This is a genomic window from Amycolatopsis suaedae, assembly GCF_004214935.1.
Classification (GTDB): Bacteria; Actinomycetota; Actinomycetes; order Mycobacteriales; family Pseudonocardiaceae; genus Amycolatopsis; species Amycolatopsis suaedae.
In genome coordinates this window covers 25,968-50,385 of record NZ_SFCC01000010.1, presented here as the reverse complement: position 1 = coordinate 50,385, position 24,418 = coordinate 25,968, and the positions used below count along the sequence as shown (strand labels likewise).

At 71.1% G+C, this 24,418-nt stretch carries 23 protein-coding genes and 1 tRNA gene; 10 read left to right on the top strand and 14 right to left on the bottom strand.

The genetic code is table 11. The annotated features are described in order from the left end of the window. Window positions 1-12: 12 nt before the first annotated feature. A tRNA-Lys gene (locus EWH70_RS20165) sits at window positions 13-85 on the bottom strand. A 114-nt stretch (window positions 86-199) separates the two neighbouring features. Here EWH70_RS20165 and EWH70_RS20160 point away from each other — a divergent pair. From EWH70_RS20160 to EWH70_RS20150, 3 genes are all read left to right on the top strand, one after another. Continuing rightward, on the top strand, window positions 200-2,041 hold the full coding sequence (locus EWH70_RS20160) for a serine/threonine-protein kinase (protein WP_130477024.1): 1,842 nt from the start codon (window positions 200-202) through the stop codon (window positions 2,039-2,041). After that, on the top strand, window positions 2,038-3,864 hold the full coding sequence (locus tag EWH70_RS20155; protein WP_130477023.1) for a serine/threonine-protein kinase: 1,827 nt from the start codon (window positions 2,038-2,040) through the stop codon (window positions 3,862-3,864). The genes EWH70_RS20160 and EWH70_RS20155 overlap by 4 nt, the downstream gene beginning before the upstream one ends. A gap of 68 nt (window positions 3,865-3,932) precedes the next feature. Then, on the top strand, window positions 3,933-4,871 hold the full coding sequence (locus EWH70_RS20150) for a GntR family transcriptional regulator (protein ID WP_130477022.1): 939 nt from the start codon (window positions 3,933-3,935) through the stop codon (window positions 4,869-4,871). A 16-nt stretch (window positions 4,872-4,887) separates the two neighbouring features. Here the strand turns inward: EWH70_RS20150 and EWH70_RS20145 are convergent, their stop codons facing one another. Genes EWH70_RS20145 through EWH70_RS20110 form a run of 8 tightly spaced genes read right to left on the bottom strand, consistent with a single transcriptional unit; the run spans window position 4,888 to window position 13,304 of the window. Further along, a complete protein-coding gene (locus tag EWH70_RS20145) occupies window positions 4,888-5,343 on the bottom strand; it encodes a hypothetical protein (RefSeq protein WP_130477021.1) in 456 nt (151 codons plus the stop codon). Then, window positions 5,340-8,051, bottom strand: coding sequence for a WXG100 family type VII secretion target (locus EWH70_RS20140; RefSeq protein WP_240687095.1), 2,712 nt, complete (start codon window positions 8,049-8,051; stop codon window positions 5,340-5,342). The genes EWH70_RS20145 and EWH70_RS20140 overlap by 4 nt, the downstream gene beginning before the upstream one ends. Next, the gene (locus EWH70_RS20135) at window positions 8,048-8,362 is read right to left on the bottom strand and encodes a hypothetical protein (protein WP_130477020.1); all 315 of its coding nucleotides are present in this window, start codon (window positions 8,360-8,362) and stop codon (window positions 8,048-8,050) included. The genes EWH70_RS20140 and EWH70_RS20135 overlap by 4 nt, the downstream gene beginning before the upstream one ends. Window position 8,363: 1 nt before the next feature. Beyond that, the gene (locus EWH70_RS20130; RefSeq protein WP_165436344.1) at window positions 8,364-10,256 is read right to left on the bottom strand and encodes an AMP-binding protein; all 1,893 of its coding nucleotides are present in this window, start codon (window positions 10,254-10,256) and stop codon (window positions 8,364-8,366) included. Between the two features lies 1 nt (window position 10,257). Continuing rightward, entirely contained in the window at window positions 10,258-10,878 is a 621-nt protein-coding gene (locus tag EWH70_RS20125) for an EndoU domain-containing protein (protein ID WP_130477019.1), read from the bottom strand. Further along, entirely contained in the window at window positions 10,875-12,425 is a 1,551-nt protein-coding gene (locus tag EWH70_RS36620; protein ID WP_130477018.1) for an EndoU domain-containing protein, read from the bottom strand. Before EWH70_RS36620 ends, EWH70_RS20125 begins: the two co-directional genes overlap by 4 nt. Window positions 12,426-12,438: 13 nt before the next feature. Next, window positions 12,439-12,987, bottom strand: coding sequence for a YbaB/EbfC family nucleoid-associated protein (locus EWH70_RS20115; RefSeq protein ID WP_130477017.1), 549 nt, complete (start codon window positions 12,985-12,987; stop codon window positions 12,439-12,441). Then, a complete protein-coding gene (locus EWH70_RS20110; RefSeq protein WP_130477016.1) occupies window positions 12,984-13,304 on the bottom strand; it encodes a type VII secretion target in 321 nt (106 codons plus the stop codon). The genes EWH70_RS20115 and EWH70_RS20110 overlap by 4 nt, the downstream gene beginning before the upstream one ends. Window positions 13,305-13,513: 209 nt before the next feature. Between EWH70_RS20110 and EWH70_RS20105 the strand changes: the two genes are divergently transcribed. The 4 genes from EWH70_RS20105 to EWH70_RS20090 all read left to right on the top strand — a co-directional run bounded on the left by EWH70_RS20105 (window position 13,514) and on the right by EWH70_RS20090 (window position 18,037). Next, on the top strand, window positions 13,514-14,353 hold the full coding sequence (locus EWH70_RS20105; protein ID WP_130477015.1) for an ESX secretion-associated protein EspG: 840 nt from the start codon (window positions 13,514-13,516) through the stop codon (window positions 14,351-14,353). A gap of 14 nt (window positions 14,354-14,367) precedes the next feature. Then, the gene (locus tag EWH70_RS20100; protein WP_130477014.1) at window positions 14,368-14,778 is read left to right on the top strand and encodes a hypothetical protein; all 411 of its coding nucleotides are present in this window, start codon (window positions 14,368-14,370) and stop codon (window positions 14,776-14,778) included. A 19-nt stretch (window positions 14,779-14,797) separates the two neighbouring features. Continuing rightward, the gene (locus tag EWH70_RS20095; protein ID WP_130477013.1) at window positions 14,798-16,714 is read left to right on the top strand and encodes a hypothetical protein; all 1,917 of its coding nucleotides are present in this window, start codon (window positions 14,798-14,800) and stop codon (window positions 16,712-16,714) included. Between the two features lie 135 nt (window positions 16,715-16,849). Continuing rightward, on the top strand, window positions 16,850-18,037 hold the full coding sequence (locus tag EWH70_RS20090) for an MFS transporter (protein WP_130477012.1): 1,188 nt from the start codon (window positions 16,850-16,852) through the stop codon (window positions 18,035-18,037). Here EWH70_RS20090 and EWH70_RS20085 read toward each other — a convergent pair. Both EWH70_RS20085 and EWH70_RS20080 read right to left on the bottom strand, forming a co-directional pair. After that, window positions 18,003-18,647, bottom strand: a complete 645-nt coding sequence (locus tag EWH70_RS20085; RefSeq protein WP_130477011.1) for a tetratricopeptide repeat protein — start codon at window positions 18,645-18,647, stop codon at window positions 18,003-18,005. The two genes, EWH70_RS20090 and EWH70_RS20085, sit on opposite strands and share 35 nt — an antisense overlap. A 39-nt stretch (window positions 18,648-18,686) precedes the next feature. Next, entirely contained in the window at window positions 18,687-19,238 is a 552-nt protein-coding gene (locus tag EWH70_RS20080) for a TetR/AcrR family transcriptional regulator (protein WP_130477010.1), read from the bottom strand. Here EWH70_RS20080 and EWH70_RS20075 point away from each other — a divergent pair. Together EWH70_RS20075 and EWH70_RS20070 are read left to right on the top strand one after the other, a co-directional pair. After that, window positions 19,174-20,505, top strand: coding sequence for an MFS transporter (locus EWH70_RS20075; RefSeq protein WP_338078593.1), 1,332 nt, complete (start codon window positions 19,174-19,176; stop codon window positions 20,503-20,505). The two genes, EWH70_RS20080 and EWH70_RS20075, sit on opposite strands and share 65 nt — an antisense overlap. A gap of 5 nt (window positions 20,506-20,510) precedes the next feature. Beyond that, entirely contained in the window at window positions 20,511-21,434 is a 924-nt protein-coding gene (locus tag EWH70_RS20070) for an LLM class flavin-dependent oxidoreductase (RefSeq protein ID WP_240687094.1), read from the top strand. Here EWH70_RS20070 and EWH70_RS20065 read toward each other — a convergent pair whose 3' ends face one another. Beyond that, window positions 21,435-22,154, bottom strand: coding sequence for an SDR family NAD(P)-dependent oxidoreductase (locus tag EWH70_RS20065; RefSeq protein WP_130477008.1), 720 nt, complete (start codon window positions 22,152-22,154; stop codon window positions 21,435-21,437). Window positions 22,155-22,227: 73 nt separating this feature from the next. Between EWH70_RS20065 and EWH70_RS20060 the strand changes: the two genes are divergently transcribed. Beyond that, window positions 22,228-22,779, top strand: coding sequence for a MarR family winged helix-turn-helix transcriptional regulator (locus EWH70_RS20060; RefSeq protein WP_130477007.1), 552 nt, complete (start codon window positions 22,228-22,230; stop codon window positions 22,777-22,779). On the opposite strand, the gene EWH70_RS20055 is transcribed toward EWH70_RS20060, so the two are convergent. Together EWH70_RS20055 and EWH70_RS20050 are read right to left on the bottom strand one after the other, a co-directional pair. After that, on the bottom strand, window positions 22,780-23,262 hold the full coding sequence (locus EWH70_RS20055; RefSeq protein WP_130477006.1) for a hypothetical protein: 483 nt from the start codon (window positions 23,260-23,262) through the stop codon (window positions 22,780-22,782). It lies immediately after the preceding gene. Between the two features lie 12 nt (window positions 23,263-23,274). After that, complete coding sequence (locus EWH70_RS20050; protein WP_130477005.1) at window positions 23,275-24,273, bottom strand: hypothetical protein; 999 nt, start codon at window positions 24,271-24,273, stop codon at window positions 23,275-23,277. Window positions 24,274-24,418 lie beyond the last annotated feature (145 nt).

Genomic DNA, 24,418 nt, shown 5'->3' with positions numbered 1-24,418 from the left:
CGTCGAATCCGGTGGGCCGCCAGGGGCTCGAACCCTGGACCCGAAGATTAAAAGTCTCCTGCTCTACCAACTGAGCTAGCGGCCCTCGGGGCAAAGTCTAGCGGGAGCCGGTCAGCGGACTCGCGGCGTCCTACGGCCCCGGACGCCGGATGTCGGCCAACTGCGAGTGACAGGAAGCGCCAGTTTGTAACCTGGCCTGGTGAGACCGTCGCAGCCGGGGGAGCCGGCCCATGTCGGCCGCTACCGCGTCCTGACCACGCTGGGCGAGGGTGGCATGGGCCGGGTGCTGCTCGGGCTGTCCCCGGACGGGCGGCTCGCGGCCGTGAAGCAGATCCGGCCCGCGCTGGCCGGTGACCCGGCGTTCCGTGCCCGGTTCCGCCGCGAGGTGGAGACCTCGCGGATGGTGTCGGGTGCCTACACCGCCGCCGTGCTGGACGCCGATCCCGACGCGCCCGCTCCCTGGCTGGCCTCGGTGTTCGTCGCGGGTCCCACGTTGCGGGACGCCGGGCCGCTGCCGCCGGAGTCCGTCCGGTTCCTGGCCGCCGGGCTGGCGTCGGCGCTCGGCGAGATCCACCGGGCCGGCCTCGTGCACCGGGACCTCAAGCCCGGCAACGTCATCCTCGCCGACGACGGGCCCCGCGTGATCGACTTCGGCGTCGCCCGCGCCGCGACCGGGGCGTCGGAGCTGACACACACCGGCAGCATCGTCGGCTCGCCCGGGTTCATGTCGCCCGAGCAGGCCGAGGGCAAGCCACTCACCCCGGCCAGCGACGTCTTCTCGCTCGGCTCGCTGCTGGTGATGGCCTCGACCGGGCAGAGCCCGTTCGCCGGAGCGTCCGCGCCGCAGACGTTGTACAACATCGTGCACAACCCGCCCGACCTGCGGGCCGTGCCGCCGCCGGTGGCGGAACTGGCCGCGCGCTGCCTGGCCAAGGACCCCGCGCGGCGGCCCACCCCCGCCCAGATCCTGGAGCACCTCGGCCCGGTCACCCCCGGTCCGCGGCCGTGGCCGCCTGCCGTGCACGCCGCGGTCGCCGAGCAGCGGGCCGCCGTCGCCGCGGTGCTCGACCCGCCCCGGCGGCGGGGGCCGATTGTCGCGGTGGCCGCGGCCGTCGTCGTCGTGCTGGCCGTGGTCCTGGGGATCACGCTCACCGGCGACGAGCCGGCCACGCAGAACGTCGCCGCGTCGAGCACACCGCCACCACCACCGCCACCGGCGGCCACGCCGCCGAACCAGGACCCGCTGGCCGCCGCCAACCTGCGCAGAACCGACCCGTGCAAGGTCCTCGACGGCCGCACCGTCGGCAAGGCCGGTGTGCTGAAGGCGGACTCGACCTCGCGGTTCACCGCCTGCACCTACACACTGGCCGACGGCCGGTCGGCGGACCTCACCACCGGCGGGCCGCTGGGGAAGACCACGTCGGCGCTTCCGCCGACCCAGATCGAGGGCAGGCCGCTGGTCGTCCTGGACAGCGACACCGGCAACTCGTGCCGGGCCGCGGTCCAGGTGGTCGACGCGCCAGGGCAGGGCATCGTCGCCGAGGCCCATCTCGGGGCCGGTGGACCGGACTCCTGCGAGACGGCCCAGGCCATGCTCGCCGAAGCCCTGCGCCGCATCCGTGCGGGCGAAGCCGTCCGGGACATGCCCGGCTCGCTGCGCAACGCCGACCCGTGCGCCCTGCCCGACCCGGCGACCGCGATCCGGCTGTTCGGTACCCCGCGGTCGTCGGGGCCCAGCGGCAGCCTCTACTGGTGCACCTGGGAGTACGCCTCGACGCTGAAGGTGGCACTCGAGGCCGGCACCGACCCGGCCAAGGATCCCGGACTGCGGCAGGTCCGGATCGGCGACCTCACCGCCTACGAACGGGCCGACGACAGCGGCTTGTGCACTGTCCTGTGGGCACACCGGCCGCTCGACGAGACCTCCGCCGAACTGGTCACGCTGAGCTACGGGGCCGTGCCCGGCAGCACCCAGGCCACGATCTGCCAGAACCTGCGTGAGCTGGCCGCCACCATCGTCCCGAGGCTGCCGAAGCCATGAAGCCACTCGCTCCAGGAGAACCACGCCAGGTCGGCCCGTACCGGCTGATCGCCGCACTCGGTGAGGGCGGCATGGGCCGTGTGGTGCTCGGTCTCTCGCCGGACGGCAGGCTGGCCGCGGTCAAGCAGGTCCATGCCGAGTTCGCCGCCGACGACGGTTTCCGCTCCCGGTTCCGCCACGAGGTCGACGCCTCACGGCGGGTGTCCGGCGCCTACACCGCCGCGGTGCTGGACGCCGACCCTGAGGCCGCCACGCCCTGGCTGGCGTCGGTGTTCGTCGCCGGCCCGTCGTTGCGGGAAGCCGTCGACGCGGCCGGGCCGCTCCCGGTGCCGACGATCCGGCACCTGGCCGCCGGCCTGGCGGCGGCGCTGGCCGACATCCACCGCGCCGGCCTGATCCACCGCGACCTCAAGCCCGGCAACGTCATTCTGACCGAGGACGGCGCCAGGGTCATCGACTTCGGCATCGCCAGGGCGACCGAGGGTGTCTCCGAGCTGACCGGCACCGGTGCCGTCATCGGCTCACCCGCGTTCATGTCGCCGGAGCAGGCCGAGAGCCGCCCGATCACCCCGGCCAGCGACGTCTTCTCGCTCGGCACCATGCTCGTCATGGCCGCGACCGGCGGCAGCCCGTTCCTCGGCGAGTCCACCCCGCAGACGCTGTACAACCTGGTGCACACCGAGCCGGACCTGCGCGCGGTCCCGGCCGAACTGCTCCCGCTCATCGGGCCGTGCCTGGCCAAGGACCCCGCCCACCGGCCGACCCCGGTGCAGATCCTCGACTTCCTCGGCCACACGGCGACCGGCCCGGTGCCGTGGCCGCACCCTGTCCGGGAGCTCATCGCCGGGCAGCAGGCGCAGGTGCGGGCCGCGCTGGCCTGGCCGGTTCCCCCGCCGCCCCCGCCGCCGGCCCGGCGCGGGCGCGGGCTGGTCGCCGTCGCCGCGGTCGCCCTGGTGGTGGCCGCGACCGTGACCACCGTGGTACTGGCCGACCGGGACGACGAACCGCCCGCGCCACCGCCGCCGTCGATCTCGGCGGCCGACGCGCTGCACCCGGACCGGCTGCGTGCGACGGACCCGTGCCGCGCGCTGAGCGAGCAGCCCGACCCCAGGCTCGGCAAACTCCAGCCCAGCACGGGCAACGTGTCCCACCTCAGCGCGTGCGAGTACGAGACCGACCGCTACGACCGGGTCCGGGTCCGGCTGGGCATGGACATGATCGTGGCGAAGGGCACCCCCGCCGAACCGCTGGAGGGGCTGCCCGTGCTGAGGGTCGACAAGCGACCGGGCTGCGACGCGGTCATCCAGCTGCCCACCATGCCGACCCTGGGGCTGATGGTCGGCACCGACTCCACCGAGGCCGGCGCCTGCGACGTCGCACGCACGCTGCTCACCGAGGTGCTGGCACGGCTACGCAGCGGCCAGGCGGTCCGCGAGCCGCAGGCGTCCGCGCTGGCCGGGACCGACCCCTGCCGGGCTCTGAGTCAGGACGCCGTCGCGTCGGTGGCAGGCCCGGTCACCAAGGTCGAACCGACCGCGCTGGACAGCTGCGCTTGGACGACGGCGGGCCACCTCACGCTGTCGTTCGTGCGGTCCGACGACCTCGCGACCGACGAGAAGTACGAGCCGTTCGACATCGGCTGGCCCGCGTACCGCCAGAAGTCGGACTCGGGCTCCCCGGTGTGCGCGGTCAGCTGGGCCCCGCGGCCGTCGGTCGTCCGGACGGAGAACGTCCGGATCAGCTTCAACGAAGACGGCATGTCCCTCGACGAAGCCTGCGAGAAGGTCAAGAGCATCGCCCAGCGGCTCGAGCTGCCCCGGTGAGGCCGAAATGGACGGTACAGCCGATTCCGTTGGATAGACTGGCCAGTCGGCTGTGCAGGGGGTGACGAATGCTGGCAGGCAAGGACATACAGGTCGACCGCGACTCCGACGTGCCCATCTTCCGGCAGATCGTCACCCAGCTCTCGTTCATGATCGAGAACGGCGAGCTGGAGAGCGGCCAGACCCTGCCCAGCGCTCGCCTGCTGGCCGACAACCTGAACCTCAACCGCAACACGGTGGCCCACGCCTACGCCGAGCTCGGCGAACTCGGGCTGGTCCGCAGCCGCGGACGCGGCGGGACGGTCGTGGTGGGCCCCGGCGCGGAGCGGACGTCCACCCCCGCACACGACCGGGCCAGGGCGATCCTGGACACGGCGACCAGGCAGTGCATCGAACTCGGGCTGTCCGCGTCCGAGATCCAGGCACTGGTGACCGCCCTCGCCCTGCGAGCCGAGGAGGACCAGCTCAAGGTCGCCTTCGTCGAGTGCAACGCCGAACGCGCCGGCTACTTCGCGCGTGAGCTGTCCGAGCACGTCGGCCTGACGGTCAAGCCGCTCGTCCTCGGTGAGTTCGACGCCGCGCGCGAGCGGGCCGACCTGGTGCTGACGACGTTCTTCCACCTGGCCGAGGTGCGCGGCCTGTGGCGGGGACGCGACACCGAGGTGGTGGCGATCGTCGTCGCACCACACGTGCGGACGCTGGTGCGGATCGCCGCCGTGCCGAAGAACCGGACCGTCGGCATCTGGTACACCACCGAGGACCAGGCCACCAGCATCAGGGACTCGCTGGCCGAGACGGGCCTGACCAACATCACCGTGCTGCACGGCACGTCGGACGAGGACATCGAGGGCGTGGACCTCGTGGTGATCCCCAGCGAGCTGCTCGAGCTGAAGGCGCGGTTCGACGGCCGGGTGAAGGTGATCGAGTTCGGCAACGTGCTGGACGCCGCGTCGATCCGGATGGTCACCGAGGTGGTCAGCGACATGCGGGCCGCGAAACGTCGCTGACCACCTGGCGTGTTGCTCAGTCCGCCCAGCGGTTGTTGAGGAAGGCGTCGTCCTCGTCGTCGTCCGCCGGCCGGGGCCTGCGGGCCCGGCGGACCGGCTCCGGCGCCGCGCGAACGGGAGCCGGTGCCGGTGGCGGCGGGGTTGCCGGTGCCACCGGGGCGGGGGCCGGGGCACCCGGGGTGAAGGTCACCTCGGGCGGCTTGCCGGGGATCTCGTCCGGATCGTCGAACGCCGACGCCTGGGCGGGCTCGGCGTGCGAGCGGTCGGTGCTCCACCCGGACTTCGTCTTGCGCCGCCCCAGCTCCCGGCGATGCTCGACGTACCGCTCGGCCGTCTGGACCTGCTTGGTCATGTACTCCTGGGCGCGTGCCTTGAGTTCCTCGGCCCGCTGGTCCCGCAGCGCCCGGCGTTCCCCCTGTTCGCGGACCAGGCTGTCCAGGGTCGCCTTCATGACCGAGGTGTCGTCGCTCATGCGTTCCTCCCGCGGTTGAGCGGCACGTCCTCGTCGTCCAGCAGCGAACCGGTGATCCGGGCACCGGGTGCGCTGGCGGTCTCGAACAGCTGAGCCTCGATCTGGTAGGCCCGGTTGCCGCGTTCCTGGTCGCCGCTGTTCTGGTTACCGGCGCCCATGCCACCCATGGCTCCCATCGGCGCCATCGCGCCGCCCATGGGCTGCCCGGTGGTGCCCGTCATCTGCGTGGGTTGCGCGAACGGTGCCGCCGCGGGCTGCGCGGGCTGGACTCCGCTCGTGGTCTGGGTACCGCCGAGCAGCGAGGGCTCGCTGCTCGGCGCCGCGCTCGCGCCCTCGACACCGGCCGGGGAAGCCGAACCGCCGCCGCCCCCGCTGTGCGGGGTGGGGCCGTCGGACCGGAACGCCTCGCGGTCCGGCCCGGGCTTCGGCTCGGGCTTGTCCGCGGGGGCGTCGGGCTTGTCCTTGTCCTTGGCGGAGTCCTCCTCGCCGAGGGTGTAGCTGGTCGGCTTGCCGGAGCCGTCGTCGACGGTGACGACCGTCGGGCCGTCCGGTCCGTCCGGCCGCTCGGCGGTGATCTTCAGGTCGCCGTCCTCGATGTGGATCTTGCCGTCCGGACCGGGGCGGTGGACACCTTCCTCGCCAGGCTTGCCGTCATCGGTCCAGTCGAGCTTGAACTCCTTGTCCGGACCGGAGCCGTCGCCGACCTTGATCTCCATCTCGCCGTTCTTGTCCGGCTCGGTCATCTCGAACGTCTTGTCGCCCTGCTTGACCTCGAGCGTGTCGAGCTTCTCGTCGTCCTTGCCGGGCTTGTCCTCGCCGGGCTCGCCGCCCGGCCCGTCGCCGCCGAGCTTGTCGCCCGTCTCACCGGGGCCATCGAGCTTCTCGAGTGCCTCCCGCGCCTTCTGCTTCGCGTCTTCCGCTGCCTTCTCGGCCGCGGCCTTGTCGGCGGCTTCCTTGGCGTCGGCCTGCGAGCCCGCGTCACCGCCACCCGGACCCGACCCGCCGCCGAGTCCGCCACCCGGACTCGAGCCGCCACCGCCGAGACTCGACCCACCGCCGCCGGAGGGCCCGTTCTTCAGCGCCTCCGCGGCCGCCTTCTTCGCCGCCTCGGCCTGGGCCGCTGCCTGCTGCTTCCTGGCGTCCTCGGCAGCCGCCTCCTGGTCGCCGGGGCTGCCACCGGGCGGCGGCGGGACCGGGCCGGGGGAGCCCTTGCCCGAGCCCGACCCCGAGCCTGAGCCCGAACCCCCGCCGTCGGCGCTGGTGCCCGAGGGCACGGAACCGTCCGGAATGGACGGAATCGGACCACCGCCGGAACCGCCCCGGGGCCCGCCGTCCGTGCCACCAGGACCACCGGAACCGGAACCTCCGCCGCTGCCCGGCCCGCCGCCGGCGCCGGCGCCACCGGTTCCGCCACCGGAGAAGTCCGGCCCGCCGGAGCCCGGACCGCTGTTGCCCGGACCGCCGGACCCGGAACCACCCGTGGTGTCGGGTCCCCACTCGGTTCCGGGGGCGCCCGGGCCGCCACCCGTGCCACCGGGACCGGGGCCACCACCGGTACCGGCACCGTCGCCGGGCGGCTTGTCCGCTCCCTCGAACTCGTTCTTGATCTTGCCCATCACCTTGTCGAGCTCGTCGTAGGCCTTGTCGACGAACTCCTTGGTTTCCTTGCAGGACTTGTCGAAGTCGAGGTAGATCCGGTCCCACATCTCGGGGTTGAACTGGTTCTGGATCCACTGCTTGGCCAGGTTCTGCCCGGCCTTCTTGTACTCGTCGTCGTCACAGCAGCCGTCCTGGCTGTTGAGCTGTTCGACCAGGTTGGAGCCGAAGTTGACGTCCATCCAGCCCGCGATCTGGGCCAGATCCTCCACGCCGCTCTTCTCGCCGGTGGCGATCGCGACGACCTTCTGCGCCATCGCGAAGTCCGCCTTGCCGACGACGTCGGTGTACAGCTCGGCGACCTCGTCGGCCTTGCCCTTGCACAGCTTGAACACGGCGTTGGCGGTGTCCAGAGTCGCGCGGCTCGCCTCGTTGAGGGTCTTGACGAGTTCGTCCGCCTTCGGCTGGATCTTCTCGTTGTAGTGGTCCGACGCCGCCTTCGCGCCGTCACCGGTCCAGGTCCCGAACAGGCTCTTGAGCTGGGAGTCCGATTCGTGCAGCGTCTTCTCGACGGTGGTCGCGCCGGTCTTGAAGTGGGCGGCGTCGTCGACGAAGTCCTGGAACTGGATGCCCCGCTGCTCGTCGAACCGGCTGCGGATGTCCTTGTCGAGATCGAGGGCACGCGTCGAGCCGCGGCAGTCGTCCGGAAGCTTGGCCAGCAACGACCCGAACGTCTCGAACACCTTGAGGGCCGGTGCGGCCGCGTCGAACAGCTCGTCGGAAGTCTTGGTGCCGCCGCCCTCGGCACCGGGCTCCTTGGTGTTGCCGAGCGTCTCCTTGCCCTTGTCGACGTCCTTCGTCTGCTGGTCCTGGTTGTAGCCGGCCTGGTCGCCCGCGGCCTTCGCTTCCTGGTAGATCTTGTCCAGCTCGGGGACCGGCATGAAGCTGGGGATGTTGCCGTACGCATCCTCGTACTTCTTGGCTTCGTCGCGTTCCGCTTGCGATGCGTCCGGGTCGGCGCGCATCCAGCTGGACATGAGCATGGCCTTGTCGCCCGGGGGCACGCTCGGGTCGTCCAGGACCGCCTTGACGTCACTCCACTTAGGACTCACTGCTGCTGCCCCGCCTTCGTGATGGCATCTGCCTGGTCGGACTCAGCGGAGCCGTAGGCCGAGCCCGCGGTCCCGAGCTTGGTGCCGAACCCGCCGAGCGTGCTGCTGTAGCCGTTGACCGAGTCCCACAGCGCCTTGACACCGGCGGTGTACTTCTCCGCGTGGCTACCGTGAACCCTGCCGAAGCTTTCGGCCTTGATCGGCGTGCTCTCCAGGTCCGGGTTGTCGTCGATCAGCTGTTCCGCGAGCTTGCCGACGCTCTTCGACGTCGAGTTCAACGCCTCGGTCGTCGCGGTGTAGCCTCCGCTCATTTCAGGGCCTCTCGTCAGATCCGCTTGTCATGCCACCGAAGGACTCGGCGAGCACCTCGGCCACCGCCCGGATGTCGGTGAACCGGTCGAGCTGGTCCAGGTCGATCGTCACGCCGTAGTAGACCTCCAGCGCCGACAGCAACCTGATCCGCCCTTTCGAGTCGATGCCCAGCTCCTCCAGCGGGGCATCACGTCCGATGTCGCCGGGGTCGACCCGGAAGACCTCGCTGACCACCCGTACCACTTCGGCATGGCGGTCCCGGCCGTAGCGCGCTTTCGCCGCCGTCCGGGCGATCTTGCCGCTGGAAGTCCGCGGTAGCGCGCCCGGCTGTACAATGTGGACGGACCGTAGGGTCAGGTCGTGCTCGCGGGACACCGCGACGAGCACCGCCCTGGTGATTTCCCGGAGGTCGGCCTCGGCGTCGCGTGCCCGTTCGGCGACAACTACCGCACCCTCACCGGCCTCGTCCGTGACGCCGAAGGCGGCGACCCGGTCCCGGCGGATCGCCGGATGTGCCTCGCCCGCGGCCGCCTCGATGTCCTGCGGGTGGAAGTTGCGGCCGTCGATGACGATGAGGTCCTTGAGCCTGCCGGTGATGTAGAGCTCGCCGTCGTGGAAGACACCAAGGTCACCGGTGCGCAGCCAGCCGCGGACACCGTCGAGTTCCGCGTCGAACGCCGTGCTGTCGCCGCGACCCCAGTAGCCCGCCGCGACGTTCGGCCCGTTGATCCAGATCTCCCCGGCCTCGCCGTCGGGCTGTGCCACGCCGTCGCGGACGATCCGCACCCGCTGCCCGAGTGGACGGCCGACGGAGACGAACTCCTGGCCGCCCGGCACCTCGACCGCCGTGCCCTGCGCGAGGGCGTCCCGGTCGAACACCGCGCCGCGTGGTCCGTCCGGGCCCGCGCTGGCGACGTACACGGTCGCCTCGGCCAAGCCGTAGGACGGGCGGTGCGCCTCGGGCCGGAACCCGTGCGGGCCGAAGACCTCCCGGAACCGGGCGACCGTGCCGGGCCGGACCGGTTCGCTGCCGTTGAGCGCGACCCGCACATCGGACAGGTCCAGCTCACCCGCTTCCGCGGCCGCGTCGGCGGCCAGGTCGAACGCGAAGTTCGGCGCGGCGGTGAACACGGCGGAGTGATCCGAGAGCTGACGCAGCCACCGGGCAGGCCGGTGCACGAACTCGGCCGGCGCCATGAACACCGACCGCGCACCGGCGAAGACCGGCAGGCACAGTAGCTGGATCAGGCCCATGTCGTGGAAGAACGGAATCCAGCCCGCGCAGGTCGTGCCCTCGTCGACGGCGTAGGCCCGGCTCGCCTGCCAGCAGGCCGCGGCGATCGCCCGGTGCGGGATGACGGCACCGGCGGGTTCCCTGGTCGAACCGGAGGTGTACTGGAGGTAGGCCGGGCTCTCGGGTTCGACCGGCACCGGGTCGGTGGCGGGACCGGACACCTCGTCGACCACCAGCAGGTGCTCCGGCGTCCCGGCTTCCCGCGTCTTGGCCGCCGCTGCCGAGGAGGTCAGCCACACCCGCGCGCCGCAGTCGGCGAGCACGCCGGTGAGCCGCTCCCGCCGCGCTCGGTTTCCCGGTGCCATCAACGGAACCGCGACCAGCCCGGCGGCGAGCGCGCCGAAGAACGCGAGCGGGTAGTTCAGGTCCTGGCCGCTGAGCACGGCGACGCGGTCGCCCGGCTCGGCGACCTCACGCAGTGCCCCCGCCACCTGCCGCACCCGGGTGACGAACTCCGCCCAGCTGAGGGTGTTCTCCACCCCGGCGGTGTGGTCCTGGTGCGTGAACAGCGGCCGGGAATCGTCCGCGCGAGCGAACAGCAGCTCGACGATCGAGGTGCCCAGCACCTCGTCGGGGACGTCCACCGGCATCGTTGTCATGTCAGAACAGCACCGGGAAGTAGGTGAGTGCCTGGCCGGTGGCCGGGTCGTGGTAGCCGGCGAGTTCGAGGTTGCCCCACATGCCCGACCACGCCCCGGTCTTCTCGTCGGTGACCAGCTGCGGCGACTGCCAGGCGCCTTCGCCCGCCCGGATCACGTCCTCGCGGGTCCAGGTCCGCGGGAAGTAGGTGTGATCCACATAGGACACCCGACCGCTGTCCGGGTGGTTGAACTCCGTGGTGGCCCTGGTGACGGCCGGGTAGCCCGCCGGACGCTGGAGCCGGGGGGCCTGGGCACTGGAGATCAGGAACCCGCGCAGGCCCTCCAGCACGGGCCAGAACAGCGACGCGGGAATGGTGAGCCGCGGCCACCGGTCGTAGAGGCTTTCCAGCAGCACGACGTCGTTGACCAGGTCGAGTGCGCAGCCGTTGCCGAGCCAGGTCCGTTGCTCGGCCTGTGCCAGCCGGACGAAGCCGGCGAAGTCGTCCATCGCGGCGATGTTGGGCTGCACGTCGGTGTGCAGGAAGGCTGCCAGCGGAAGGAGTTCCTCGGGCACCGAGATGCGCAGGCGGCGGAACTCGTCGTAGGTGAAGGTGATCTCGTCACCGATTCCGAACATCATTGTTGGCTCGAAGGGAAGTAGGACGAGACGTCCCCAAACCGGTCGACGAAACCCTGGATCCTGATCGGCTTTCCGTCCGGGAGGAACGCGTGCCCGTACCACCTGTTGCCATTGAAACCGCCGCTGGGTGCGCCGTTGTTCCAGGCGGTGTTGCCGAGCTGCTGGATCTGGTGCGGTTCGAGCCCGACCGGGAACATCGTGCTGGGGTTGGGTTTCCCGAGGTTCCCGTACTGCGGGTCGTAGGCGATCGTCGGGTTTTGGTGGGTGTAGACACCGTTGCTGTAGTAGTCCCTCCCGAATCCCGGCGAGTTGGATACGCCGTGCCCGTACTGGTGGACGTTCGATGGAGGGGTGTTGACCTCACCCTGCCACAGGTGCCCGCCGGTGGGCCTGCCGCTGTTGACGTTGAAGTCGCCGTGGGTCGCGTGCTCGTGAGCGGCGGCCGGGATCGGCGGCCGCGTGCCGGGCGGTAACTGGTTGGCGGGCGGTGTGAACGTGGTGGGGTACGGGTTGAGGAACGACCCGTCCGGAGCCGGACGCGGCGGCGCCGGGGAAGGAGGCGGTGGCAGAGGTGGAGGTGGTGGCGGGGGCGGTGGACCCGCGTTGGACGCGTTGGTGCCATCCGTCGAGGAGCCCTCGCCGGTGTTCGGCTTCTTGTTCGGCGGGGGGCCGGAATCGCTGTCGCTGTCGTCGTGCGGGCGCTTCCTCCCGCCGCTGCCGGAACCACCGGCGTCACCGGGAAGAGCCCGGGAACCGTCCCCGCCGCGACCGGGCTTGCCGGACGAGGGCACCGTGCCGCCGTCGATCTGCTTCAGCGCCTTCGACGCCTGCGCGAAGATGTCGTCGGCCTGCTTGATCAGCGGGCTCAGCTTGCCCATTGCCTTGACCAGCTTCGTGGTGACGTCGGCGATCTTCGTCACCGTCGAGGCGATCGCGCGGACCGCCTGTGGCACCACCCAGGTCAGGCCGATGCCGAGCGTGGCCATCGCCTGGAGTGCCCAGCTCACCAGCCTGCCGATCAGCTCGGCGATGATGTCGCGCACCAGCCCGCGGACCGCGGCGACCACCTCGCCGCCGACCTGCACACCGGAGGACGCGCCCTCGGCTGCCTGCTGTGAGGCGCCGAGCAGGTTGGCGATGTCGGTGGCGCGGGTCCGGTAGGCGTCGGCCGCGTCACCGCTCCACTGCGCGGTGTCCGCGGCGACCGCGGCGTCGAGATCCTGACTGATCGCGGTCAGCTCGCCGGCCACGTTCTGCCAGGTCTCGGCATGCGCGGCGATCTGGTTCGGGTCACCGGTCAGCGCGTCCAGGGCTTCCTTGAGCGGGCCGATGTGTTCCATCAGCCAGCCGACGCCGTTGGCCAGGATCGTGCCGAACGGGTCCATGACCGCGCCGAGCATGTCGAGCCCGGTGCCGACGGCACCCATCGCGGCCGCCGCCCAGTCGCCGCTCTGGATCGCGGAGTTCAGCTCGGTCGCGGACTCCAGCAACGGCGCACCGGCGACGGCGCTGGTGGGTTTCGGCTGCGCGACCAGGGGGTTGCTCACGCCTTACCTCCGGCTACCACGGCGAGTTCTCGCCGTCCTGGCCTTCCGGTGTGTCGTCGTCGCGGCGCCTGGCTGGGCGCGGCGGCTGGGGCTGGCCGGGAGGTGCCGCAGGCGGGGGTGGCGGCGACGCTTCGGCGGTGGGCGGCTCCTCGTCGGCTTCCGGGTCGGGGAAGCGCGAGCGGAGTTCGTCGACCATCATCGCCTTGGTCTGCGGGTCCTGGTCGCCGAGTTGCTCGGTGAGCACCTCGTTGACCTGGCCGGCGATCCCGGCCTGCGCCTGGCGCATGGTCCGCAGGATCAGCGCCGACAGTTCCGGCAGCGGGATGTTGCGGGCCCTGGACGAGAACTCCAGGTCGGTGAGGCTGCCGTCGGAGCGCACGGTCGCCTTGACCTCGCCGCGGGGACTGGTCGCCGTCAGCCGCATTTCCTCGGTCCGCCGGGCGACCTCCTGGTACTTCTCCGCCTTGACGGCGGCGGCGTTCGCCCACTCGTCGATGCGGGCCAGGGCCTGTTCGGGGTCGGCGTTGATCCCGGCGAAGCCGCCGGGAAGGGGGTTGCTCATACCTGTTGCCCGTCGATCTCCACGCCCACGAAGGGCTGCGCCATGTCGTTGTCGCGTTCGGTGTAGGTGGTGGCGGTGGTGCGGATGTTGCCTGCCGTCGTGCCCATCGCGTCCTGCGCCGACTTGAGCGTGTCGATGGCCTGCTCCTCCATCGGGTTAATGATCGGAGGAATGAACGAACAGAGCAGGCCGTAACAGTCGTCCGACATGGCCGCGGTCTGCGCGGCGGACAACGCTGTGCCTAGCCGGTCGGTCAGACCGTCGAGGTGACTCGCATGTGCCGAAAGGTCGTCACCAACGACATTGAACCCAGTCATGCCCCCGCTTTCCTCCCGCCCGAGTGCTCGCAACCCTAGCCTGACGCTGGGCTGGGTGTCACTGAACACTAGTATTTTTACCTGTATGTATGGGTGTAATGCCCGATTGTGTGCCTAGTTCTACTGCCTAGTTGGCTGGTATGTTCACATCCGGGTGCGCTGCGTGGTACTGCTGCGCGCACTAATCAGGGGAAGGCGACGCCCGCACGATGGCGGACCAGTTCGAGTTCACGCTGAACAGCGTGGAGACAAGTGTGATCGGCCAAGCGCTCGGGACCGACGTGCGCCTGTATCCGCTCCGCATGCGCAACACCACGATCGACCCCGACCGGCTGGCCAGGCTGGCGCAGCGGGTTTTCACCCGGCTCCGGGAACGCGGCCTCAGTACCGCCGACGACTTCCATCCCGGTGTCACCACGGCTTTCCGGCTCATCGCGGAACATCGGGTGTCCGCGGCGGTGACCGGGATCGACGGCCGCGGCGACGACATCGCCGCGCTGGTGCTCACCGACGGCGAGCAGGCACTGGGGATCACCCAGCCGGCCGGCGCCGACGAGTTGCTGTTCGCGCTGTTCTCCGACGACGACGTGGTCGGTGTCCTCGCCGGCATCCCGCCGGGCGTCCGGGCGGCGCCCGGGCGAACGCTGTCGGTCCGGGAGACCCCGGAGGTCCGGCAGTCGGCGATGGCCGCGCGCCGGGCGGCGGAAGCGGAGTACGACGAGGAGGAGACCGACGCCTTCGGCAACATCGAGGTGGTCGGCGTCGTGCGTGCCCCGGGACGTCCGCGCGGCGGTGGTACCGATGCCGAACAGCTCGCCGACGTCATGGCGCGGCCGCGGACGGGCAGCGGGCAGATCGTGATCACCGGGTTCGGCCGCGGCGGCGCCCGGCGCGACGCCGAACCGCTGAGCTGGCTCGACACCGAGGAAGGCCGGTACCTGGTGCGGACCTCCACCGACGACGGCGGCGCCTTCGTGGCGTCCTACGTTCCCGCGGGGCGGGCGGAGCTGGTCAACGCCATCCGCACCGCGGTGGCCACTGCCTACTGACTGAGGAGCAACCGATGAGTGAGGAAGCAACGGGGGAGACCGCGGCCCTCCGTCCGGTTCTGCGGGACAGTGCCGTCCGGCTGAAGCAGCTCGCGGTCGACGGCGGCTTCCGGGTCGACGAACACACCGGCGACCGCATGATCAGGGCGCTGGAGGACACTTTGGACAGTCTGGAGACCCGGTGGGACAGCCTGCAGAAACTCGGCACGTCCCCGCCGATGAGTTCCACCGCCACGGCGAACTGGGTGTCCGGGCACATGGTGAACACGGCGACAGACGGCAGCGGGCTGCTGACCCGGTTGCTGGAGGCACGTAGCGAGATCCCGACCTACATCGAGGCGATCCGCCTGGCCAAGCGCAACTACCGGGAGAGCGACGACAAGGTCGAGACCGATCTCCGGGCCGTCCAGGTACCCACCGACTGACCACCTCTGAGGAGCCCTCGTGCCGACCCCAGAAGAGCAGGCCCGCGCGGCCTCCGATCCCAGCAGCCCCACCTACGACCCGGGCGGGCCGCACTACGACGTCACGATGGACTCGTCGTCCGAGTTCTACATCGGGCCGATCATGGACGACGTCAAGTCGGGTACCGAGATCCGGGAGACAGCCTCGCTGGTGACCGACCTCGAGACGGTGATCGCCGGGTCGGCGCACCCGCTGCTCGGGTTGATCATGAACCTCACCAGGGAGCAGCGCGTCCAGGACCGCTACACCGACGCGATCACGGGCGCCCGGGACGACCTCGGTGGCGACCTCGACCTCCGGGACGCCGGCAGCCCGCCGAAGACGATCTGGGCCAACGCCTCGCACGAGCAGATGGTGAGCGCGATCTCCGAGCAGGCCGACTCCGGTGTCGTCGCCGAGTCCTCGGAGGAGTGGGTCCGGCTCGGGTCCGACCTCACCAGTCACCAGAAAGCACTGGGCGGTGCCATCAACGACAGCGTCTCCGACTGGCAGGGGGTGGGCGGTGATTCGGCCCGCCAGCACCTCGCCGAGGTCGGCAGGTGGCTCGGTTCCACCGCCGAGGGCGCCACGCTCGTCGGCAGGCAGCAGCAGATCCACTCGCAGACGCTGAACGAGACGCAGAAGCAGATGGCGGCCAACCCGGTCGTGCCGTACTCGCCGACCGAGGCGAACCTGCGGCTGATGGCCATGACCGACCCGGTGCAGTTCGCCAAGCAGCTTGCGGTGGAACAGCAGACGTTCGAGTCGCACCGGGCCGGGCGCGAGCAGGCCGCGCGGATCATGACCCAGTTCGACGAGACCATCGCGGGCGCGGTGAAGACACCCGTGTTCGCGTCACCGCCGTCGCTGGCGAAGTTCAGCGCGACGAAGGCCCCGCTGGATCGCGCCGGTGGCGGCGCCGCGGGCGAAGGGAAGCTGCGGCAGGAAGGTTTCAGCGAGGCGGCCACGCCCGTCGGGCTGGCCCGGACCGAACAGGAACTCGGCACGCCGGCGAAGTGGGACGGTGCGGACGCCCTCCGGTCGTCCCCGATGGGGGTACCGGCCGCCGACGGCGGCCAGTCGGTCCCGGGTAGTGACGCGCCGCCGCCCGGCGGCTGGCGTGCGCCCGACATCCCGGCGGCGTCCGCACCGGGTGGCGGACCGATCAACGAGACCACCCACACCTCGGGATTCGGGCCGTCGAGCGTTCCCGGTGGTGGTCCGGGCGGGATGCCGCACCTGCCGTCGATTCCCCAGGACCCGACCACGCCGAGCCGGACGCCACCGGTCGTGCCGTCGATCCCGACGTACCCGACGCAACCGGGTGGGACCAGGGGCGGTGGCCCCGTGCAGCTGCCCGGGTTCAAGCCCGATCCGGGGGCGCCGAGGGGCGGTGGTCCCGGTCCGCTGCGGCCGCCGGGGTTCAAGCCCGAGCCGGGTGGCGGTCCGCGTCCGCAGGTACCGAAGATCCCGCCGATTCCGTCCGGCCCCGGCTCGCCGGGTGACCGGCTGGGTTCCCCGCCCAACTCGCGGATGCCGTCGTTCGGCGGACCCGGCGGGACCGGTGGGTCCGGGGTGCCTGGTATTCCCGGCGGTGGCGGGAAGTTCTCCGCGGGCAGCATGGGTGGTGCCGGCGGCGTCGGCGGCGTTCCCGGTGGCGGCGCCGCGTCCGGTTCGGTCACCGGTGGCGGCCAGCCCGGAGCCGGTGGGCTCCGCGGGCCCGAGGGCGGCCCGCGTGGCGGCACGCACGCCGGGATGCCCATGGGCGGTGCCGGTGCGCCGGGTGCCCAGAACCGGGAGGAGGACAAGGAACACCGCCTTGGCTCCTACCTCGAAGGTGACGAGACCCTGTTCAGCCCGGAGCAGCCCGTCGCGCCACCCGTCATCGGCGACTGGACGAACAAGGACTGGAAGTAGGCAGGTCTGATGCCGTGAAGGCCGCCCTCACGGCATCAGACGCCGTGAGGGCCCCCTTCACGGCATAGGCGCGCGATTTCCCGGAAACGGCAACGTTGTTTGTCTGGATCGGCCCGGGTTCCGATGCTGAGCCGCATGGAGCTAACGCAATCGAGCGCACCGGCCACCGGCAGACTTCCGGTGGGCGTGTACCTGCTGGGGTTCAGTCTGTTCGCGATGGGGACCGCCGAGTTCCTGCTGGCCGGTGTGCTGCCCGCGGTGGCCATCGATCTGGACGTGAGTTTGTCCTCGGCGGGGTTCCTGATCACCGCGTTCGCGCTGGCCGTGGTGATCGGCGGGCCACCGTTCGCCGTGCTCAGCCTGCGCTGGCCCCGCCGCACCGCGCTGGTGGCGACGCAGGGGGTCTTCGCCGTCAGCGTTGCCGTCGGACTGCTCGGAAACTACGAGATCCTGCTGGTGACCAGGGCGATTTCGGGTGTCGCCTACGCGGGCTTCTTCGCCGTCGCGTCGGTGACCGCGATCAGCCTCGTGACGCCGGACCGCAACGCCCGCGCCTCCGGCGTCGTGGTCAGCGGGCTCAGCCTGGCGATGGTCGCCGGTGGCCCGGCCGGAACACTGCTCAGCCACTTCACCGAATGGCGTGGCGGCTTCTGGGCGGTCGTGGTGCTGACGCTCGCCGGGATCGCCGGCTGCCTGCTCGGGCTCCCGGCAGGCCCGGCGACCGGTCAGGCCGCCACGCCGAGCGTGTCGCGGGAACTCACCACTATGCGCAAACCGATGCTCTGGGGGATCTTCGCGATCACGATCCTGACCACCGCGGCGTACATGATCACGTTCAACTACCTGGCCGCCATGCTCGCCGGCATCACCGCCGTCCCCGAGGCCTGGATTCCGGCGATCCTGGCGCTCTTCGGCGTCGGCGCCTTCGCCGGTCTGTCCGTCGGCGGCCGGATTTCCGACCGCCGCCCGCATTTCGCCCTGCTGACCGGGGCGTCGGCGATCGTCGTCCTCTCGGTGGTCATGGTCTTCGCGGTCGGCCATGTATGGGCCGTCGTTCCCACGGTGCTCCTGCTCGGCATCGCCGCGTTCGTGCTGAACCCGGCTGTCTACGGGCGTGTGTTCGCCATCGCGGCCGAGGCGCCCACCCTCGCCGGTGCCACCACCGTGTCGGCGTTCCAGCTGGGCATCAGCATCACCCCGGTGCTGGCGGCCGCCGCGCTCACGCAGGGGGCCGCGCTCACGTCGGTCAGCTGGATCGGAGCCGCTCTCGCCGTGGCCGCAGTGCCGCTCATTCTCCTTGACCGGCGCGGTAGCTCAGGCTGACGACGTCGACCGGCGGCCGCGAGTAGGCGTCGGCTCGGTGGAACCACGCGTCGGCTTCCACGGTGTCGCCGCGCTCGCGGTAGTAGTCACCGAGCCGCCGGGCCGCTCGCTCGTCGCGGTGCTCGTCGGCGGCCCGTTCAAACCACGTGACCGCGCCGTCCTCGTCGCCGTCGCGGGCGGTGAGGACACCGACGCAGTAGGCCGCCTTGGGATGGCCGAGGTCCGCCGCGTGCCGCCACGCCTCCAGCGCGCCCTCGGTGTTGCCGAGGTCCAGCCGGACGTGGCCGAGGTTGAAGGCGCCACCCGCGTTTCCCTTGTCCGCGGCATTGCCGTACCAGGTCTCGGCCGCCGCCAGGTCGCCGCGGTTGTCGTGCAGCCGTCCGATGTTGAAGGCTGCCTTGTCCTCGCCATCGGCCCACGCACGGTCGTAGAGGCGCATGGCCTCGGCCTCGTCCTCGGTTTCCAGCAGCCGGCCGAGATTCAGTGCCCCGCCGGTGTGACCGGCGTCGGCCGCCTGCCGGTACCAGCGCCGGGCCTCGGTCTCCTCGCCGGCGTCCTCGGCCAGCGAGCCGCGCTGGAAGGCCGCCTCGGCGTCCCCGGCTTCGTGCATCTTCCCCCACCTTCCGGTCAGACGCCGACTCTAGCCGCCTCAGTCCGCGGGCGGACCGGCAAGCCGCCGCACCGCGGCCAGCGTGAGCGCGCGGCTCTGCGGCTTGCTGTCGAGGGCACGGTGGATCGTCAGGCCCTCGATCAGGGCGTCCACCTGACGGCACGTGTCCGGGTCGAACGCGCGCCCGAGCGAGGCCCGGCTTCGGGTCATCCAGTCCCGGGTGATCTCCCGGTACGCCGGCAGCCGCGCGGCCAGCGTGTACAGCTCGTGGACCAGCACCAGATCCCGCTGTGACGTGATCGCGTCCAGGTGGATGATGTCGGTGACCGCCTCGCACGCCTCGTCCCACGACGTCGCGCGCCGCATCCGGTCGTCGAAGCGGCGGCTCTTGCCGGTGGCGAAGCGGGTGAACGCCTCCAGCAGCAGCTCGTCCATGCTCGTGAAGTGGTAGGTCATCGAGCCGAGGGGGACGTCCGCACGCGCGGCGACCTTGCGGTGTGAGGTGCCGGCGACCCCGTCCTCGGCGATGACGTCGAGCGCGGTGTCGATGATCCGGTCCCGCCGGTCGGGGTCGGTGCGCCGGGTGCCCACGGTCTCGAAACCTCCTCTGGTGCTCCGGGTGCGGACGAGTGTACAGTCACTGTGTACGTACGTACGCATAGACAGGGGTGGGATGAGCAGGGCGAACGCCAGATGGCGCTGGGGGCTCTACGCTCTGGCATTCACCATGGGGATGAGCATCGCGTCCTGGGTGACCAGAACGCCGGCGATCCGCGACGCGGTTTCGGCCTCGACCAGCGAGATGGGCATCGTGTTGTTCGGCCTGTCCGCCGGGTCGATGATCGGCATCCTGGCCGCCGGGGTGTGGGTGCACCGCGTGGGGATCCGGCCGTTGCTGGTGACCGGGACCGGCCTGCTCGTCCTCGGGCTCGCGGTCGTCGCCACCGGGGTGCTGCTCGCGCTGGGCGCGGGAGTCTTCGCCGGCCTGTTCCTGTTCGGCCTGGGCATGGGCGCGGCCGAGGTGGCACTGAACGTGTCCGGCGCGGTGTACGAGACCACCACCGGGCACACCAACATGACGCTCCTGCACGGCATGTACAGCCTCGGCACCCTGATCGGGGCGCTGCTCGGGTTCGCCGCGGTGGCGACGGGCCTGCCCGTCGCGGCACACATCGCGGTGATGACCGGCCTGGTGGCAGTCACGGCGGTGCGGGTGATCGGCTGGATCCCGGCCCGTTCCGGCCAGGCCGAGGGCAAGCCGCGCTGGCGCGACCAGGCTCGCGTGTGGACGGACCGGCGGGTCGTCCTCATCGGACTGATCGTGCTGGCGCTGGCACTGGCCGAGGGTTCGGCCAACGACTGGCTGCCGCTGCTCATGGTCGACGGCTACGGGCTGGACGCCACCGCGGGCTCGGTCGCGTTCACCGCGTTCGCCGCCATGATGACCATCGGCCGGTTCACCGGGACGCCGCTGCTGCGCCGGTTCGGCAGGGCGCTGGTGTTGCGGGTGGCCATCGCCGTGACCGCGGCCGGGCTGGTGCTGATGGTCTTCGCACCGAACGCGATCCTGTCCGGCGTCGCCGTGGTGCTGTGGGGACTCGGCGCGTCGCTGGGCTTCCCGGTGGGCATCTCGGCCGCCGGTGAGCATCCGGACAACCCGGCCGCGCGCGTCAGTGCCGTCGCCACCGCGGGCTACGTCGCCCTGCTCGCCGGCCCGCCCGCGCTCGGCTTTCTCGGCGAGGAGTTCGGCCTGCGCACGGCGATGCTGCTGGTCCTCGTGCTCGTGTCGGCCGCCGCATTGTGCACCGGCGCGCTGCGGCCGGTGCGTTCCTCCGAAGAACTCCAGACAACGAGGTGACCCCAGTGAACCAGCCGTCCGTCGGCGTCATGCTGCCCCGTGACCTGCCCGCGTCGCGCGTACTCGACTTCGCCCGCCGGGCCGACGAACTCGGCTTCGCCGAGCTGTGGGTCGTGGAGGACCTCGGCTTCCGCGGCGGCTTCGCGCAGGCCGCGGCCGTGCTGGCGGCGACGTCGTCGATCCGGGTCGGCATCGGGATTCTGCCGGCCGCCGTCCGCAACGTCGCGTTCACCGCCATGGAGATCAACACGCTGGCCGAGCTGTTCGGCGACCGGATCGACGTCGGCGTCGGGCACGGCGCCAAGGACTGGATGAAGCAGATCGGCGTGTGGCCGCCGAGTCCGCTCGCCGTGCTGCGGGAGCAGTTCAGCACGCTGCGGACGCTGCTGGCGGGCGGTGAGACCGCCGACGGCGTCCGGCTGACCAGTCCCGCGTCGCGGCCACCCCGCCTGCTGGCGGGGGTACGCGGGCCGCGTTCCCTCGCGCTGGCAGGCGAGGTGGCCGACGGGACGATCCTCGCCGAACCGGCCACGCCGGAGTACGTCGCCGCCGCCCGGGAGCGGATCGGTGACGTGCCCGGCCATCACGTCGTCGCCTACAACGTCGCGAGTGTCCATCCCGACCACGCCACCGCGGTGCGAACGGTCCGGCCGGCACTGGAGTGGATCGGTGAGCCGGACTGGGCGCCGCACCTCGCGCCGCTGCCGTTCGCCGCGGAGTTCGCGGCGTTGCGGGCCTCCTGCGCGACCCGGGCGGAGTTCACCGAGCGCTTGCCGGAGGAGTGGGTCACCCAGCTCGCGCTCGCCGGTACGCCGGACGCGGTCCGGGCCCGGATCCAGGCCATCGCCGACGCCGGAGCGTCGACGGTGGTGCTGGTCCCGGCTGGCAACGACGGCGGGGTCCTCGACGACTTCGCGGCGGTGTTGTGATCAGCGAGTGGGCCACTCGCCGCCGTTGACGGCGACGACCTGGCCGGTGATCTGCCGGGCGCCGGGGGAGGCGAGAAACCGGACCGTGGCGGCGATGTCCTCGGGCGTTCCGGCGCGGCCGGTGTTCGTCGCGGCGATCAGGCTGTCCCTGCGCTGGTCGGTGAGGAAGTCGCGGAAGAACTCCGTCGACGCGATGTAGCCGGGGGCAACCACGTTGCTGGTGATGCCACGCGGGCCGAGGGTGCGGGCCAGGTCGATGTTCCAGGACGCCAGCGCCGCCTTCGCCGCGCCGTAGGCGCCGGCGCCCTTGTCCGCGGCGATCGATCCGATGTGGACGATCGCGCCGCCGTCGGCGAGCTTGCCGTCCAGCGCGGCGGTGGTGAGCACGGCGGAGAGCAGGTTCGCGTCGAGGTTGGCGCGCCAGTTCTCGGCGAGGGCCTTCAGGTCGGCACCGGGTGCGTCGCGGTCGAAGTCGGTGTTGCCGCCCGCGTTGTTGACCAGCACGTCGACCCGCTCCAGGGTCGCGGCCAGTGCTTCGGCCTGGGCCGGGTCGGCGGCGTCGCAGCACACGGCTCGCACGCCGAGTTCGGCGGCCACCCGGTCCAGCACGGCCTGCCGCCTGCCGGTGACGACCACGTCGTCGCCGTCGGCGGCCATGGCCGCGGCGACCGCCCGGCCGATGCCGGTCCCGCCTCCGGTGACAACCACGGTTCGGGTCATTCGGGTACTCCCTCCACGGTATCGTTCAGGTCTAAACGTACCAGTTGTTTAGGTCTAAACGAAAGGTGTCCCCATGAGCCGCGAGCTGGACCCCGACGATCACGTCGACGCGATCGCCCTGGCCTGGCAACGGGAACGTCCGGGTACGCCGGTCGACGGCATCGGCATCATCACCCGGCTCTGGCACGCGGCGAAGCTGGTCGGCGACGACCGCAGGCGGGTCCTCGCCGACGCCGGTGCCGACACGGCGACGCTCGACCTGCTCGGGGCGCTGCGCCGGGCGGGACCGCCCTACACGCTCACCACGCGGGAACTGGCCGACCGGGCGGTGGTCAGCCCCGGCGCGATCTCCCAGCGGGTGGCCCGGGCCGAACGCGCCGGTCTGGTCGTCCGCGCGCCGGACGAGTCGCGGGCCCGTGCGGTGGCGGTGACGATGACCGAGGCGGGGCACGCGACGGTGGAGCGGCTGGTGGACCGCGTGCTGGGCCGGGAGGCCGAACTGGTCGCCACGCTCGACCCCGAGCAGCGGGACGCCCTGGCCAGTCTGCTCGCGGCGCTCATCGACGGCCTGCACCGCAAGCTCGGCGAGCACCGCTACACCCACGTCGGCGGCGAGCCACTGTGACTACTGCCAGCGCCGGGTCCACCGTTCCCGCCGCGGCGCGGCCTGGGACTCGGCGTCCTGATCCCTTCGGGGTTGCGAGACCATGAACGACTCGCCGTCGAAGTACTCGTCGTCGGGCTCCGGTTCGGGGGCGGGAGACGTATCGGGAGCCGCCTCTTCGGCATCCAGCTCCGCGTTCCGCCGGGCGAGCCGGTCGACCAGCTCGTCGAACGACTTCCCTTCGACCTCGGCCTTGGCGTCGTCGTCCGCCTCGCGGGCCGCACGCAGTGCCTTTTCGGTCGCCACCGAGAACGCTTCTCGGTAGGCGGCGCTGGCCACGGCTTCTCGCAGGGTCAGCTTGCCCGAGCGCACTTCCCTGGCCATCTCGGCCAGGACGGGGTCAGGCCCGTTGGCCGCCGTCCGGAGCGCGAACTCGCGGACTTCGCCGAGCCTGGTCAGGTCCAGGTTCAGCGGTGGAATTCGGTGACGTGCTTCCTCCGACATCGGTGGTCTCCCTCAGATCGTCTCGCTGGGGTGGTCGTAGTCGCGGTACTTCCCGGTGCCCGGAAGGTCGGTGAGTGTCGAAAGCGGGACCGGATCCGCCGAGACGAACTGAATCGCCGTCTCCGCTGCCTGGATGTAGTTCATGATCGAGGTGACGAGCGTTCCGATGAGGCCGACGACCTCCCAGACCGCCATGACCCAGCCGCCACCGGCGATCATCGCAACCGCCTCGAACGCGGCGTCGATCAGCCCGTTCAGGGCATCGTTGATGGCCACCTGCGTCTCGTGGGCGAGCTCGGTAATCAGCTTGTACTGCTCGTACAGCTTGTCGAAGGCCTCGGACTCGGTCTCGATCGCGTCCTTCAGGTTGTCGAAGTACTCGTAGGCCGCCTCGGCGGCCTTTCCCTCCCACACCTGCGGCAGCTTGGGCAGGGCGTACATGTCGAAGTTGTCCGAGATCCCGCGAGTCGCGGAACGGCAGAGCCCCCATTCGAGGGCGCAGGTAGCCCAGGCCGACCACTCGCCCATGAACCACTGGACGATCCAGTCGAGCGGGTCACCGTCGAACACCCCGAGTTTCTTGCACGCCCAGGCGATGAACTCGCGGATGTTGGCCATCCAGCTGATGTCGTCGCAGCGATCGCGGATCCACTTCTCGAGCCCCTCGGCCTTCGGTTTCAGCTCGTCCGGGTCTTTCTCGACGTCGAGGTTGCCCTTGGTGGGGTACCACTCGAAGCTCGCGCTGGATGCGTCGTCAGCGGGGGGCAGAAAGCTCTGGTAGGTCGCGCCGGGGTAGGTCTCGTCGATCTTCGCCGCTTTGTCCTTGTCACTCTTCTCGTACATCCGGGCGGCCGAGTCGATCTCGAGGGCCGCGTGTTCCGCGATGTGGGTGAGGTGCTTCATCCGTTTCTTCATCCCGTCGGTGTTCGACGAGTGGTAGCCGCTGAGCATCATGAAGATGCCCTCTCCGTGGGCGCTCAGGGTGATGTCGTCGGTGATGTTCTTCTTCACGGCCTCGGTGTCCTCGCGGCAGCCCTCGAGGAACTTCGAGAAGTCGTGGAGTTCGTCGGGTTCGACTTTGAACGACATGCGCCTTCCTCCGTGTCGTGGTTGTCAGCGACAACGGTGTGGCAGTTGCCAGCCGGCCGTCGTGTCT